Source organism: Kitasatospora aureofaciens, assembly GCF_019192735.1.
Classification (GTDB): Bacteria; Actinomycetota; Actinomycetes; order Streptomycetales; family Streptomycetaceae; genus Kitasatospora; species Kitasatospora aureofaciens_A.
The window spans coordinates 12983-27574 of sequence record NZ_JAHTKP010000008.1; the positions used below are offsets into that span (position 1 = coordinate 12983).

11 protein-coding genes are annotated in these 14592 nt (G+C 73.2%); 6 read left to right on the forward strand and 5 right to left on the reverse strand.

From position 1 onward, the window contains the following. The first annotated feature begins 32 nt into the window (after positions 1-32). The 4 genes from KV557_RS11070 (at position 33) to KV557_RS11085 (ending at position 5489) form a co-directional block, all read left to right on the forward strand. Positions 33-1142 (forward strand): terpene synthase family protein, encoded by a 1110-nt coding sequence (locus tag KV557_RS11070; RefSeq protein ID WP_218199660.1) that lies wholly within the window; start codon positions 33-35, stop codon positions 1140-1142. Positions 1143-1377: 235 nt separating this feature from the next. After that, the gene (locus KV557_RS11075; protein WP_218199661.1) at positions 1378-2460 is read left to right on the forward strand and encodes an alpha/beta fold hydrolase; all 1083 of its coding nucleotides are present in this window, start codon (positions 1378-1380) and stop codon (positions 2458-2460) included. A gap of 321 nt (positions 2461-2781) precedes the next feature. Further along, on the forward strand, positions 2782-3000 hold the full coding sequence (locus tag KV557_RS11080; protein ID WP_374106614.1) for a DUF5132 domain-containing protein: 219 nt from the start codon (positions 2782-2784) through the stop codon (positions 2998-3000). A gap of 143 nt (positions 3001-3143) precedes the next feature. Next, positions 3144-5489: an ABC transporter ATP-binding protein/permease gene (locus KV557_RS11085; RefSeq protein ID WP_308129845.1), complete on the forward strand. Its 2346-nt coding sequence runs from the start codon at positions 3144-3146 to the stop codon at positions 5487-5489. Here KV557_RS11085 and KV557_RS11090 read toward each other — a convergent pair. The 5 genes from KV557_RS11090 to KV557_RS11110 are packed head-to-tail and all read right to left on the reverse strand — an operon-like array spanning position 5444 to position 12044. Then, a complete protein-coding gene (locus KV557_RS11090; protein ID WP_218199664.1) occupies positions 5444-6754 on the reverse strand; it encodes an NAD(P)/FAD-dependent oxidoreductase in 1311 nt (436 codons plus the stop codon). The genes KV557_RS11085 and KV557_RS11090 overlap by 46 nt on opposite strands. Next, on the reverse strand, positions 6751-7752 hold the full coding sequence (locus KV557_RS11095; RefSeq protein WP_218199665.1) for an ABC transporter ATP-binding protein: 1002 nt from the start codon (positions 7750-7752) through the stop codon (positions 6751-6753). Before KV557_RS11095 ends, KV557_RS11090 begins: the two co-directional genes overlap by 4 nt. After that, positions 7749-9605 (reverse strand): dipeptide/oligopeptide/nickel ABC transporter permease/ATP-binding protein, encoded by a 1857-nt coding sequence (locus KV557_RS11100; protein ID WP_308129846.1) that lies wholly within the window; start codon positions 9603-9605, stop codon positions 7749-7751. The genes KV557_RS11095 and KV557_RS11100 overlap by 4 nt, the downstream gene beginning before the upstream one ends. Before the next feature lie 5 nt (positions 9606-9610). Beyond that, complete coding sequence (locus tag KV557_RS11105; protein ID WP_218199666.1) at positions 9611-10579, reverse strand: ABC transporter permease; 969 nt, start codon at positions 10577-10579, stop codon at positions 9611-9613. 13 nt (positions 10580-10592) lie between these two features. After that, positions 10593-12044 carry an ABC transporter substrate-binding protein gene (locus KV557_RS11110; protein ID WP_308129847.1) on the reverse strand — a complete coding sequence of 484 codons (1452 nt, stop codon included), beginning with the start codon at positions 12042-12044 and terminating at the stop codon, positions 10593-10595. A gap of 377 nt (positions 12045-12421) precedes the next feature. Here KV557_RS11110 and KV557_RS11115 point away from each other — a divergent pair, with 377 nt between their 5' ends. Beyond that, positions 12422-14137, forward strand: a complete 1716-nt coding sequence (locus KV557_RS11115) for a DUF885 domain-containing protein (protein WP_218199668.1) — start codon at positions 12422-12424, stop codon at positions 14135-14137. Further along, positions 14134-14490: a DUF5132 domain-containing protein gene (locus KV557_RS11120; protein ID WP_218199669.1), complete on the forward strand. Its 357-nt coding sequence runs from the start codon at positions 14134-14136 to the stop codon at positions 14488-14490. Before KV557_RS11115 ends, KV557_RS11120 begins: the two co-directional genes overlap by 4 nt. The last annotated feature ends 102 nt before the right edge of the window (positions 14491-14592 follow it).

Consider the following 14592-nt stretch of genomic DNA (forward strand, 5'->3'; position numbering starts at 1 on the left):
GGAGCGGACCGACCCGAAGGAGCCGACGCCGTATGACGATGCCCCATCCCGTCCCCGACGACCTCCGGCTGCTGCCCGGCCCCGACCACATCCTGTACCGGCTGCCACCGCGGATGTCCCCCTATCAGGCCGACCTGGAGCTGCTCATCCTGGACTGGGCCGACCGCTACGGCCTGGTGGACAGCCCGCGAGCCCGGCAGAGACTCGCCGACACGCACCTCGGAGAGCTCATCGCCCGGTGCTATCCGCACCTTCGAGCGGAACGACTCGCGCCGCTGGCAGGCTGGTTCACCTGGGCCTTCGTCATCGACGACCTCTACGACGGCTGCGAGTCGGCGGAGGCCATGGGCCACACCCGCACGACCCTGCGGACGCTCGCCGCGTTCTCGCTCCGGTCGGGCGAGCCGTCACCGGCCCGGGACGTGCCGCCCCTCACGGTCGAACTCACCGAGGTGTGGCGGGCTCTCGCCGTCCAGCAGAGCCCGCAGTGGCAGCTGCGGTTCATCACCCACATGGGACAGTTCCTGGACGCCTTCCACTACGAGGCCGTCAACCGCGAACACCGGCACATCCCTTCCCTCGGCTGCTACACCCAGCTACGGCGTGCCTCGGGCGGTATCACCCCCTCGCTGGACCTGCTGGAGTTCGCGGCCGGCCTGGAAGTCCCCTCGCTGTTCTACGAGTCCGAGCAGCTCCGCACGATGGTCAACAGAGCCGCGGATGTCGTCGTCTGGGTCAACGACGTCCTCTCGCTGAAGAAGGAACTCGTCATCGGGGAGGTCACCAACGGCGTGCTCGCGGTGAGCCGGCAGCTCTGCTGTGGGATCCAGGACGCCATCGACCACGTGTACCGCAGGGTCGCCCGTGACATCCGCGCCTTCCTCCGCGCCGAGGAATCCCTCACCACCCTTTGCGGCAGCTGGCACGGCCTGCGGCAGGCCGACCGGGTCGCCATCAGCGCCTTCATCGACGGCATGAAGGCCTGGATGCGCGGCAACCTCGAATGGGCCCTCAACTCACACCGCTACTCGGAGGTCGACACCCTCCGCCTCACCGACAACTCGGCCCTGCTCAACCCGCGGTCCGGCCCGCATCCGTCGGCGGCGCCCACCGCCACCGAGCAGGCCGGAGACCCTTGCTGACCCCGAAGGGCGGGCCTTCCTGGGCGGCAACGCCAAGTCCTGCCGACGGCCACGTCCGGACTCAGGGATGGACCGACGTCTCCAGTCTGCGAGGGGGCCGACCGATGTGCCACCGCCCGCGCGGGCAGGGAGGGACGGGTTCCGGACGGTTGTTGTCCACTGGGTCGCGGTGGGTGGCGGGGATGGGGCAAGGTGGTGGGACGGGGCCGGTTTCGAGTGCTGCCGCGGAGGACGGATGCGCGGGGACGGACGGCTCGCCAGCACCTTGCTCGCGTCGCTCAGCCGCGACTGGCTGGGCTTACCGGTGGCGCTGCTGGTCGCGGGGGCGGGCGGCGGGCTGCTCGGGGTCGGCGCGGTCTGGGCCGTCGTGCTCGGGGCTGTCCTGGCGGTCGTCGGCCTGGCGCTGTTGCTGGGGTCGGTCCGCCACGTCGTGCTGGTGGCCCGGGTGGCTGCCGGGAATCCGCCGCCGGGCGTGCTGGTCGATGTGGGCGGCCACCGGATGCACGTCCTGGCCGAGGGGGAGTCCGCGGGCGGACCCGTGGTTGTGTGGATGCCCGGAGGGCATGCTCCCGGGGACGAGTTCCGGCACCTGCACACGATGATGGCGGCGCGGACCCGCTCGGTCCTGGTCGACCGGCCCGGCTCGGGCTGGAGCGACGCCGGGCCGTTCCCGAGGACGACCGCGCGGGAGGCCTGGGAACTGCTGGCGGCGCTGGAGGGGGCAGGCGAACGAGGGCCCTTCGTTTTCGTCGGGCACTCCTTCGGCGGCCTGCTGGTCGCGAACGCGGCGAGGCGCCGGCCGGATCTGGTGGCCGGACTGGTCCTGCTCGATCCGACCCCGCCCGAGGTCATCGCCTTCGGGCCGCCCAACCCGTCGCTCGCCGGGGCCCGTCGGGAGTACCTGCTGACGGCGGTGCGGCACCTGTTCGGGGCGCAGCGTGGCGGCGGCCGTCGGACGCGCCCGGACTGCGCCGCGGCGTCGATCTTCGGCGAGCTCTCGCCGTCCGGTCTGGCGCGGGTGGGCTGGGAGACCGTGGTCTACGACGGTGATCTCGGGGACCTGCCGCTCCTGTTGATCACGCCCCGGGATCTCACGGGGGGCGAGGAGGTGCTCGACCTCGCCGCGGACCCGGGTGAGGCCGAGCGGATACGGCGGTTCTACCTCCGCACCAGGACGCGTTACCTGGCGGCGTCGACCGCGGCTCAGGTGGTCTTCACGCCGGATGGCACCGGCCATAATTTTCCCTACGAAGTACCTGAGTTTGTGGTGGATTCGGTATGGGGTCTGACGCAGGAAGTCGGCGAGGAAATTCGCTGATTGTCAGATCGGTGGGCGCGTCGTAGCCCAGTGCCCGGAAGGTGGGCAAGTCGCGTGCGAGAATTCACCCTCCTGTGGCATTGGAGCACTCGCATGGGTGAATTCGGGTGCGGCCGATTGGTGAGGCCCCTGGTGTGCGGCCTAGTCTTTGAATCCGTGTCCGGTAGGTTGCTCGGGCAGAACGTCGATCAGTCCGTCGAGCAGTCCCGAATAGTCCATTCAGGGAGTAGGACCATGCCGCCTGTTGTTCCCCCGTTTCTGGTGGGTCTGATTGTGGCCCCGCTGGCGAAGCGAATCGCGAAGCCCTTGCTGCGAGGAATTGTGAAGACCTCCATCGGGCTCGTCGTGGAGGTGAAGAAGGTCGCCCACGAGGCCACCGAAGGAATTCAGGACCTGGCCGCCGAGGTGACGGCCGAGATGATCGGATCCGACATCGCCGCGGACTCGGTCGAGTCCGGCAACGGCAAGTCGGGGAAGCCCAGCAACGCCACCCCCGCTCCGGTGCCTGCCACGGTCGGCGCCGGCGCCAAGTCCGGCTGAGCGTTCCCGTCCCCGAAGTCCGGCCAGTCCGGCCAGTTCGGCTGGTCCGGCAAGTTCGGCCAGTTCGGCCGAGCGTTCCCGTCCCCCTCTCGCGTCTTCCGAAAAATCGGTGATCGGTACCCATGCAATCTCTCGTGGGCGAAGTGGCACAGCGTCATGGCGTCGACCCGGCACTGCGGCTGCAGTCGGTCGTTCCGGGCCGGCAGCGCTGGGAGGCTCCCGTGGTGCTCGGCAGGCCCAGGGCCGCGGAGGCCCTGGAGGCCGTCCTGCGGCGCTCCCCGGGGATCACCGAGGCGCACGCGAGTGCGGTCACCGGGCGGGTGCTCATCCGGCACGACGGGCGGGTACTGGGACCGAAGGAGGCCGCCCGGGTGCTCCGGCAGGCTGTCGGCCTCGTGGTCGGGCGACTGACCGCACCGCGCCGGCCGGCCACCCGGGCTTCGGCGTCGGACGCACCCCCGGCGAGCACCGACCGCACCGGCGACCGTCGGCGGTCGGTGCTCGTCGGCGGTGCGGCGGCGGTGGTCGCACTGGGGGGAGCAAAGGTCCTCCTCCGGCCGCTGGTCAGTTTCGGCGCGGTCGCGGTGGCGACGGCGGTCGTCGTCCGCCGGGCCTGGCGGAAGGCCGCCCGTTCCCGGCCGGATCCGTTGTCGGGGGAGACTCCGAAGCATCCGCTAAGCCGGATCGTCGGCCCGCACAGACGAGAGTTCGCCCTGGCGTCCCTGCTCTCGATCGGCGGGCAGGTCGTGGAGATGGCGCTCGGCCTCTTCATCGGCTGGATCGCGCTGGTGCTGATCAAGGGCGAGAGTGCGGCCCTGGTCAAGCTGGGCCTGGCCGGCGCGTCCACGCAGCTCTGGGCGCTGGCGGGGGTGACCGGCCTGGTCTGTGTCGCGGTCGCGGGGCTGTCGTACGCCTCCGGGGTGTCGTGGCGCCGGCTCGGCCAGGCGATCCAGCACGACTGGCGCAAGGAGACGTACCCGCACGTCCAGCGGCTGGAGCTGCCCCACCTGGAGGGCGAGCGGACGACCCGGATCGCCGGTGTGCTCGCGGAGGACATCAACCAGCTGGGCAACTTCGTCGGCAACTCCGCCCACGAGGTCATCCAGCTCGTCACCAGCTTCGCGGTGCTGGTACCGGTGTTCCTGCTGATGGCACCGCAGATCGCCTGGATCGCCTTCGCGCCGATCCCGGTCATCGCCTGGCTGTCGTTCTACTACCACGACCGGACCGCGGCCGACTACGCCGTCTCCGGTGAGAACCGGGCGCAGCTGCAGAGCCGGTTGATCAACAACCTTGAGGCCAGCGCCACGGTCAAGAGCTTCTGCGCCGAGGACCACGAGGCGGAGCGGGTCGACCGGTTGAGCGAGATCTGCCGGGAGAGCAACGAGCAGACGGACCGCGGTGTGGTGATGTACACCGAGAACGTCCGGATCTGTGCCACCGCCTCGATGGCCGGGATGCTGCTGCTCGGCGGCCGGGCGGTGCTCAACGGCACGCTCCCGTTCGAGGTGTTCAGCCCGCTGATCGGGCTGCCGCAGCAGGTGCTGTGGAAGCTCACCAGGCTCGGCGGCACCATCGACCAGTACCAGCGCACCCTGTCGGCCTTCGATCGGGTCGAGCACCTGCGCGGCCTGCCGGTCGAACCGGTGGCGGACGGCCGGCGGCTGGAGGCGGCCGGGGTCAAGGGCGAGGTCGTGCTCGACGGCGTCACGTTCTCCTACCCGGGGCGCCCGCCCGCGCTGCGGGACCTCTCGCTGCGGATCGCGCCGCGGCAGGTCACCGGCATCGTCGGGGCCACCGGCTCGGGCAAGACGACCATCGCCAAGCTGCTGATGCGCTTCTACGAGGCGGACTCCGGGCGCATCCTGCTCGACGGGCAGGACATCCGCGAGCTGAGCCTGCCGGACCTGCGCCGGGCCGTGGGCTTCGTGGCGCAGGACGCGCACCTCTTCGACGGCACCGTCGCCGAGAACATCGGGTACGGGAGCTTCGGCCTCAGCCGCCGGCAGGTGGTCGACTCGGCCCGGCTGGCGGACGCCGACTCCTTCATCGCGGCTCTGCCCCAGGGCTACGACACGGTGATCGGGGAACGCGGGGCCACGCTGTCGGGTGGGCAGCGCCAGCGGATCGCGCTGGCCCGGGCGATCCTGAAGGACTCGCCGATCGTCGTCCTCGACGAGGCCACCTCGGCGGTGGACAACGAGACCGAGGCCGCGATCCAGCGGGCGCTGCAGAAGTTCGCGGCCGACCGGACGATGATCGTCATCGCGCACCGGCTGTCGACGATCCGGCATGCCGACTGGATCTATGCGATGGACAAGGGCGGTGTCGTCGCGGAGGAGGGTACGCACGACGCCCTGCTCGAACGGAACGGTCTCTACGCCTCCCTGTGGAATCTGCAGGCCGGCGACAAGCACGCGTCGCTGGCGTCCTGCCGGGTGGGTCAGCCCATGACCGTCCGGGCGGTTCCCTTGCCGACGCGGCGCTGACGGGAGAACGCCCCCAGGTCGACGACGTTGCTGGTGTGCTCGCAGACGTGACGCACCGGCTCGTGGTCGTGGTCGTGCCCCGCCTCGACCCGGTCGACCAGCGTCGCGAGGAACCGGCCCACCAGCGGGGCGTTCTTGAACTGGTTGCCGCTGGTGCCCATGGCGACGTAGTAGCCGCCGAGGGCGGTGCGGTCGTAGATCGGGGTCCAGTCGTCGGCGACGTCGTACACGCCGGCAATGCCGGTGGGCCGGTTCGGGACGCCGAGCCCGGGAAGGCGGCGGGCCGCGCGGGTCACCTGGGCCCGGAAGCGGTGGACGGTGGGGCGGGGGTCGGCCTCGTCGGGATCGTCGATCCACTCCAGGGGGTCGCAGGCCGGTTCGGTGCCGCCGACGAGGAGCCGTCCACCGGGGGCCGCCCGCAGGTAGATGCCGAGATCGAGGTCGGCGATCACCGGGCCGAGGTCGGCGGCGAGGCTGTAGCCCGGCGGGGCGGCGACCTGGTGGACCTCCTGGCGCAGTGGCCGCACGCCGACGGTGAACTCGCCGCCGACACCGGCCAGTCGGTTCAGGCCGCCGGACCATGGACCGGCGGCGTTGACCACGATCGGCGCGGCGATCCTCGTACCGTCGGCGAGCCGGACGCCGGACACCCGGTCCGTCCGCCGGTCGACGCCCACCACGGTCTGGTGGAACAGGAACCGCGCGCCCAGCTCGGCCGCCGCGTCCGCGAGGTTCTGCGCGGCGAGCTGCGGGTCGTCGACGAACCCGGCGTCGGGGGTGAACAGCGCACCGAGCTCACCGGTGGGGCCGGCGAAGAAGGCCTCGTCGTCCACCGGCTTCGGCGGCCAGTACCGCCCGGGGTCGATCCCGGGGAGGCGCCGGCGCAGCGTCGCGGCGTCCCACCGCTCGTACGGGACGCCGGCGCGGTCGAAGAGGGCGGCGGTGGCCGAGGGCGGGGCGCCGGGTGCGTCGAGGACGACCGCCCCGGTGCGGTGGAAGGCCGCCAGCGGGCGGCGGTCGGGGAGCCGCAGGTGATCCGGCCAGGCGGCCCAGTAGTGGCGGGACTCCCACGCGGTGGCGACGCCGTCGAACGTGGAGTAGTTGAACCGGATGATCGCGCTGGACGCGCTGGTGGAGCCGTGCCCGGCGCCGCCGGCCTTGTCCAGCACGACCACCTGCCGCCCGGTGCGCGCGAGTTCGAGGGCGACGGCCGCGCCGATCACGCCGGCACCCACCACGATGGCGTCCGGATTTCCGGCGTTCATGAGAGTCCGTCCTCGGGCTCGTCGGGCTCGACGGTGCCGGACGGGAAGTGGCAGGCCGCCCGGTGCGGACGGTCGGCGGCACCCTGCTGGGGATCCCGCTCGGTGCAGACGGTGCGTTCCGGGTGCCGGCCTGGCCCGTCCGGGCAGAGCGCGCTGAACCGGCAACCTGCGTGCAGCGGAGCGGAGTTGGCCGTGTCGACCGAGAGTGGAGTGCTGCCCGGTGGCGGTGAGGTGGCGGGGAGGCCGGGAACGGCGGCGAGGAGCGTCCGGGTGTACGGGTGCTGCGGTGCGCGCAGCAGGGCATCGGTCGGCGCCGATTCGACGATCCGGCCGCGGTACATCACCGCCACCACGTCGGAGACGTAGCAGACCGCGGGCAGGTTGTGGCCGATGAACAGTATGGACAGGCCCAGTTGACGTTGGAGTTCGCGGATGGTGTTGAGGACGGACGCCTGCACCGAGACGTCGAGCGCGGAGGTGATCTCGTCGGCGATCAGGAGGTCGGGCCCGACGGCCAGGGCGCGGGCGATGGCCACCCGCTGGCGCTGCCCGCCCGACAGCCGGCTCGGCAGCCGGCCGGCCAGCTGCGGATCCAGGCCGACCAGGTCGAGCAGCCGGGCCACGCGCTCCGCGCGGGTGCGCCGGTCGAGTCGGTGGAAGGCGGTGGCCGCCTCTTCGAGCGTCCGGCGGACCGTCATCCGGGGATTCAGCGCGGTGTCCGGGTCCTGGAAGACGACCTGGACCCGGCGGCCCAGCCGGCGCCGGGCCCGGACGGTGTGGCCGCCGGCCTCCCGGCCGTCGAGCAGGATGCGGCCGCCGTGCACCGGTGCGAGTCCGACGATCGCCCGGACCAGGCTGGACTTCCCCGAGCCGGACTCGCCCACCAGCCCGACCGTGGTGCCGGCCGGGATCTCCAGCGAGACGCCGTCCACCGCGGTGACCGGGCCGTGCGGGCCGTCGTGGCGCACGGTGATGTCGGAGAGCTGCAGAACCGTCATGAGGTGGCCGCCTGCACCGGCAGCGGCAGCGGGTGCCAGCACGCGACCCGGTGCCCGGGGTCGAGCTCGGTCAGCGAAGGGGTGTCCGTGGCGCAGCGGTCCCGCCGGTGTGCGCAGCGGGGCTGGAACGGGCAGCCCGCAGGGGGCGTGAGCGGGTCGGGCGGACTCCCCTCGACCGTCCGCAGCGGCCGGTCGCGGTCGGCGGTCAGGGCCGGCACGGACTCGACCAGCGCCCGGGCGTAGGGGTGCCGGGTGGCGGTGGCGAGCCGGTCCGTCGGCAGGCTCTCGACCACCGTTCCCGCGTACATCACCAGCACGCGCTCGCACAGGCCGGCGACGAGCGCGAGGTCGTGGCTGATGAACAGGACCGCGGTGGGGGAGTCCTGCCGGATGCCGGAGAGCAGGTCGGTGATCTGCCGCTGCACGGTGACGTCGAGTGCCGTCGTCGGTTCGTCGGCGATGATCAGCCCCGGCCGCACCATCAGACCGGAGGCGATCATCACGCGTTGGCGCTGGCCGCCGGAGAGTTGGTGGGGGCGGGACCGCAGGAGCGTCGGTGACAGCGCGACCCGGCGCAGGGCACCCGCGGCCTGCTCGGCGGCCTCCGCCCGGCTTGCGCCGCGGTGCGCCCGGACGGCCTCGGTGAGCTGGGTGCCCACCCGGAGCGACGGGTTGAGCGCCGAGGCCGGGCTCTGGAAGATCATCGCCAGTGCGGTCGCGAGGTGATGGTGGCGCTCCTTCGCGGTCATGGTGGTGAGGTCGGCGCCGAGCAGGCGGTGGGTCCGCCGGGTCACCCGGGCCTGCTCCGGCAGCAGGTCGGCGATCGCGAGGGCGGTGAGCGACTTGCCGGAGCCGGACTCGCCGACGAGCCCCACGATCTCGCCGCCCCGCAGGGTGAGGGAGACGCCGCGGACCGGCCGGATCACCCCGTCTGGCGTGGGGAGTTCGACGGTGAGGTCCTCGATCTGCAGGACCTGGTCGCCGGTGGCCGGCCTGCCCTCGGCGGGGGCTTCACGACGGGCCCTGAGCGCGGGTCCGCGCCGGGCGACGCCGCCGGCCAGGACCTCGCCGAGCAGCTGGAAGGTCAGGGCCGCGTAGAGGACGGCCAGGCCCGGGGCGAGGGCGGGCACCGGCTGGGCGTAGATGCGGTCCAGCCCCTGGTTGAGCAGTTGGCCCCAGTCGTACGCGGGGGGCTGCACGCCCAGCCCGAGGAAGCTCAGCCCGGACAGCGCGACGAGCGCCGTTCCCGCCGCCATGGTGGTGCTCAGCAGGAGCGGCTCGGCGATGTTGGGCAGGACGTGCCGCCGGATCAGGCGGTGCCGGCGCAGCCCGAGGACGCGGGCCGCGGCCAGGTAGTCGGTGTTCGCGACGCCGGCGGCGAGCGTCTGGGAGAGCCGGGCGAAGCCGGGGATGCCGGCGACGGCGAGGGCGAACAGCGCGCCAGTCGCGCCCGCGCCGAAGACGACGGCGAGGAAGACGGCGACCAGGAGGGCGGGGAAGGCGAGCAGGAGGTTGATCAGGGCGCCCAGCCACCGGCGGGCGCGACCGCCCACCACGGCGGTGGACGCCCCGAGCAGGATGCCCGCCGTCGCGCTCAGCAGCGTGGCCGCGAAGGCGAGCAGCAGGGAGAGCCGGGCGGCCGTGAGGACCCGGGCGAGCAGGTCCCGTCCGAGGTTGTCGGTGCCGAACGGGTGCGCGGCCGACGGGCCTTGGAGGACGGCCGACAGGTCCGGACGGTCGGCGGCCGCGCCCCCGACGAGCGGGCCGGCGACCGCGAGCAGCAGCAGCGAGGCCAGCATCGCCAGCGCGATCCAGGTCATCGGGGAGCGCGGCGGTTTGACGGGCAGGCGCACCGGATTCACATCTCTCCGATCGCCGAGCGCGGGTTCACCAGCGCGAGGAGCAGGTCGACCGCCAGGCCGGCGAGCAGGACGGTCGTTCCCAGGATCAGGACCATGGCCTGGACCACGGGGTAGTCCTGGGCGACGACGGACTGCGCCATCGCCGATCCGATGCCGGGCCAGGCGAACACCTTCTCGACCAGGACCGTGCCGGCGATCATGGCGGGCAGCAGGCTGCCGGCGACGGTCAGGGACGCGGTCGCCATGTTCGGGGCCGCGTGCCGCAGGTAGAGCCGGACGGGGGGCAGCCGTTTGGCGCGGGCGGTGCGCATGTAGTCCTCGGACAGCACCTTCAGGGCCTCCACCCGGACGATCCGCACCAGGACGGCCGTGGGGGCGAGCGCCAGCGCGAGCACGGGGAGGACGGCGGAGCCCGCGCCCGCGGCGCCCGCGACCGGGAGCAGCTGGAGCCCGACGGCCAGCAGCGCGGTCAGGCCCGCGGCCAGGACGAAGTCCGGCACCCCGGCCAGGGTGGCGGTGACCGCCGTGAAGGCCAGTTCGGCGCGCGGGCGCCGTCCGTCGCGGGTGTGGACGGCGGCGAGCAGTCCGCCGGGCAGGGCGACGGCGAGGGTGGCGAGGAAGGCCGGGAGGGCGATGCCGAGAGTGGCCGGCAGCCGGGTGCGGACCAGTTCGGCGACCGGTGCGCCGGTGACCAGGGAGGTCCCCAGGTCGCCGTGCAGGAGCCCGGCGAGATAGTGCCGGTACTGGGCCAGGAAGGGCTGGTCGAGCCCGAGTTGGTGCCGGCGCGCGGCCACCAGGGCCGGGGCGGCGTCGACGCCGAGCGCGGCGCGCACCGGGTCGCCGGGGACGAGCCGGATCATCGCGAAGGACGCGGTGAGCACGACCGCCAGGGAGGGGAGCAGCCGGGCCGTCCGGCGGCCGAGGAACGCCGGCCACGGGTGGCGCGACAGTCGCGGTGGGGACACGTCGTTCTCCCGTTCACCGGTGCAGGCGGATGCTGGTGGGGACGATCTCGCCGCCGAAGGTGGTGGCGAAGGTGGTGCGGTAGCCGTAGACGGTGCTTCGGCCGTCCGCGACGGGCAGGGCGTCGGCCGAGCGGAACAGCGCGGCGGAGGCCCGGTTCCAGGTGCCGCAGCCGGCCGTGTCCGGCTCCTGGAGCGCCTGGGCCACGAGGGCGTCGTACTCCGGGTCGGTGACGCCCGCGAAGTTCAGGCCCTGGGCCGGAGGCGGGCCGGAGAAGAAGGGGACGAAGCCGACCGGGAGGGGGAAGCCCGGGGTGCTGCCGACCACGGCGTCGAAGTCGCCCTCCTGGTACATCGCGTTCACCAGGGCGGGGAGGCTCTCGCTGACGAGCCGGACGTCGGCGCCGAGTTCCGTCCAGGTCCGGGCCATCAGCTCGGCGACGGACGGCAGGGTCGGCCCCAGGTCCGGGCTGGTGATCAGCCGGAGCCGCAGCGGTCGGCCGTTCTTGGCCAGCCGGCCGGCGGCGGTCCTCGTCCAGCCGGCGGCGCGCAGCGCCTCGGCCGCGTCCTGTGCAGGGAGGTTGGCGGGGGCGAGGTCCGCGTGGCAGACGGCGCCCACGGCGCCGAAGTCGCCGGCCGGTCGGCCGGTGCCGCCGACGGCGACGTTGGCGAGGCCCTGGCGGTCCAGCGCGGCCACCAGGGCCCGGCGCACCGCCGGGTCGGCGAGCGGGCGGCCGGGGCGCTGGTTGAAGAAGGTCAGTCCCACGACGGTCGCCACGTCCGCGGTGGCCAGGCCGCGGCCGGTGAGCCGGGCCCGGTCAGGACCGCGCACCGTCGCGATGTTGACGTCCCCGGTGAGCAGCAGGTTCGCGGCGGTGGACTCCTGCGGCACCACCGAGATGACGATCCGTGCGGGCAGGCCGGGTGCCGCGGTCGTCGCCCCGGCCGGTCCCCAGGTGTAGCCCTCGCGCACGGTGAACTCGTACGGGCCGCCGACGGTGTAGCCGGTCAGCACGTAGGGTCCGGTGCCCGCGGTGGCCCGGTCCAGCGACTGCGGCCGGTCCAGGCCGGCGGGGCACACGATGGGCAGCAGACCGAGGGTGCGGGTGAGGAACGGGTGGGGGGCGGCCGTCGCGACCGACACCGTGCCGGCCGCGTCGTCGGCGGCCACGGTGAACGGGACGCCGGGCAGCACCGCCTGCGCGCCGGCGAGCTGGTTGGCGGGATCCGCTGCGTAGCGCAGCGCGCGGGCCACGGCTGTGGCGGTGAGGACCGTACCGTCGGAACAGGTCACCCCCGGGCGGAGCGTGAACACGGCCGAGGTCGTGGTGGCCTGCCAGGCGGAGGCCAGACCGGTGACCAGCGTGCCGTCGGCGTCCACGTTGACCAGCGAGTCGTACGCGTACCGGGCCGGGCCGGCGCCGAAGGCCGAGTACGGGTGGAAGCTCGGCGTCTCGGTGGATGCCACGATCCGGACGGTCCCGCGCTCCACGACGGGAGTGCTCGTCGAGGACCGGCCGGGGCCTGCGCAGCCCGCCGTGGCGACGGCTGCGGCGGTGAGGGCGGCCGTCAGCAGGACCGGGGCGCGTCGGGTGGATCTCCGAACACGCCCTGGGGCGGTGTGACGGGGCATGGCGGCCATGGTGCCATCGCGAGGGCCGCGGCACACCGACCGCCGCGGCCCCGGGCCGGCCGGGACAACCGGTTCGGCCGCCACGGCACTTGACCTCCGGCGGTGGCCGGGCGGCCCGGGGCGGGAGGAGGATTTCGCTCTTTCGGGCGACATCGGCACCCGGCCCGGCTGCGTCCGTGCCCGGCCGGGTGATTCGTGGCCACACTGGCGGCATGAGGACGGATGAAGCGGGCCGTGAGATCGGTCATCTGGCGGATGCCTACTGGGAGTTCCTGCTCGCCCGCGACCCGCTGCTGCGGGCCCGGCGGGGCCTGGCAGTGGAGTCGCTGCCGGGGGTGTCGGTCGGCGAGGCCGAGGAGCGGGCGGGGTTCGCGGCAGGCGTCCTCGACCGCCTCGGGGCGCCGGAGGACGCCGAGTTGTCCGGGACGGACGCCGACACGGCCGCGTTCCTCGCGGCGCTCGCGGAGCAGGAGGTCCGGGCCCACCGCTGGTACTGGCTCACGCCCGCCGCCACGCCGTACCGGCTGTTCCCGCTGGCGCAGTACGGCGACGCGGTTTTCGGCGCCTTCCGGTTCGCCGAAGCGGGCGGTACTGAACAGGGAGGCGCTGAACGCTACCTGGCCCTGGTGCGCGAACTCGCCCGGGTGGTCGGCACGATCGGGGACAAGACGGCCGAGCAGGCGGCCCGCGGCTTTCGCGTCCCGGCCCCGGCCGTGGCCGGGACGCGCGCCACGATCGTCGGCCTGCGGGACTCGCTGGCCCGCCGGGTGACGGTCGACGGCGGCCGGCTCGGCGGCCTGGCGGCGGCGGACCGTGGCCGGGTGCGGGACGGGGTGCGGCGGCTGGTGGAGGCGGAGTTGGAGCCGGCCTTCGACCGCCTGCTCGCCGTCCTCGACGATCCGTCCTACCTGCGGGCTGCGCCCGAGGCCGTCGGCTGGGCCCGGTACGAGGGCGGCGAGGAGGCGTACCAGGAGTTCGTCCGGGCCCACACCGGAGCCGACCGCTCGCCCGAGCGGCTGCACCGGCTCGGCCTGGAGCAGTGCCGGGAGCTGGCCGAGCGCATGCGGGAAGTCCGGGCCGCCCTCGGCTTCCAGGGGACCGAGGACGAGTTCCACGCGCGGCTGCGGACCGAGCCCCGCCTGTACGCCGGCACGCCCGAGGAGGTCGAGGCCCGCTACCGCGCCCACCTCGATCGCCTCGCGCCGCTGCTGCCACGGTGGTTCGCGACCCTGCCGGCCGCGCCCTACGGGCTGGCGCGGCTGGATCCGGCGCTGGAGGCGGGGCTGACGTTCGGGTACTACGAGCAGCCGACCGAGGCCGGGCCCGTCGGGCGCTACCGGTACAACGGCTCGAACCTGGAGGAGCGGTCGCTGCTCGGGGCGGCCTCCCTGATCTACCACGAGCTGGCGCCGGGGCATCACTTCCACCTCGCCCGGCAGGCCGAGAACCGGGCCCTGCCGGACCTGCGCCGGGAGGTGATCGAGTTCGGCGCGTTCAACGAGGGCTGGGCCGAGTACGCGGCCGGGCTCGGCTGGGAGATGGGGCTCTACGACGATCCCTGGGACGCGTACGGGCGGCTCGGCCAGGAGCGGTTCACCGCGCAGCGCCTGGTCGTCGACACCGGGCTCAACCTCGGGACGATGACCCTGGAGCAGGCGCGGGCGTTCATGCGCGCCAATTCGACCGAGTCCGACCGGCAGATCGCGTCCGATCTGTTGCGTTACTCGACCGATCTGCCGGGGCAGGCGCTGGCCTATCGGGCGGGTTATATGGAATTCAGTGAAATGCGCGCGGATGCGGAGGCGGACCAGGGGGCGGGATTCGACGTGCGGGCCTTCCACGAGGTGCTCCTGAGTGGCGGTGCGCTGCCCTTTCCTGCCGTCCGGCGGCGGATGGTGCGCGAACTCGCCGATAGCTCGAATGGTTGACTTCCGCACCGCTGCTGACGGTTGATTGGCCGAATGGTTCGGCGGCGGACTACGGTGTGTGCGGGTTTGATTCCGTCCTGGTCTTGACGCGTCCGGCTGCATGTCTGAACGCGTATCGGAGAGATGTGAATTCCATGCTGCCTGCTCTGCGCCCCTTTCTGTTCGGTCTGGTCCTGATGCCGCTGGTGAAGCGGGTCGCCAAGCCGGTGCTGCGCGAGGTCGTGAAGGCCTCCGTCGGGATTGCCCTCGATGTGAAGAACGCCGCCGCCGACGCCCGTGCCGAGCTGCAGGTGATCGCGGCCGAGGCGAGCGCCGAACACCCGCCGGCGAAGGCGGTCAGGTGGACGCCCTGACGGTCAGCGGCGAACGCAGCAAGGCGCTCTGAGCCGCTTCGGCGGTGTGACGGCCCGTTCGGAGACCTGGCACGGCTCCGGCATCGCTCATGTAGATCTGTG

Coding starts and splice junctions, on each gene's coding strand:
- KV557_RS11070 (WP_218199660.1), top strand. CDS start 33: ATGACGATGCCCCATCCCGTCCCCGACGACCTCCGGCTGCTGCCCGGC.
- KV557_RS11075 (WP_218199661.1), top strand. CDS start 1,378: ATGCGCGGGGACGGACGGCTCGCCAGCACCTTGCTCGCGTCGCTCAGC.
- KV557_RS11090 (WP_218199664.1), bottom strand. CDS start 6,754: ATGAACGCCGGAAATCCGGACGCCATCGTGGTGGGTGCCGGCGTGATC.
- KV557_RS11095 (WP_218199665.1), bottom strand. CDS start 7,752: ATGACGGTTCTGCAGCTCTCCGACATCACCGTGCGCCACGACGGCCCG.
- KV557_RS11115 (WP_218199668.1), top strand. CDS start 12,422: ATGAGGACGGATGAAGCGGGCCGTGAGATCGGTCATCTGGCGGATGCC.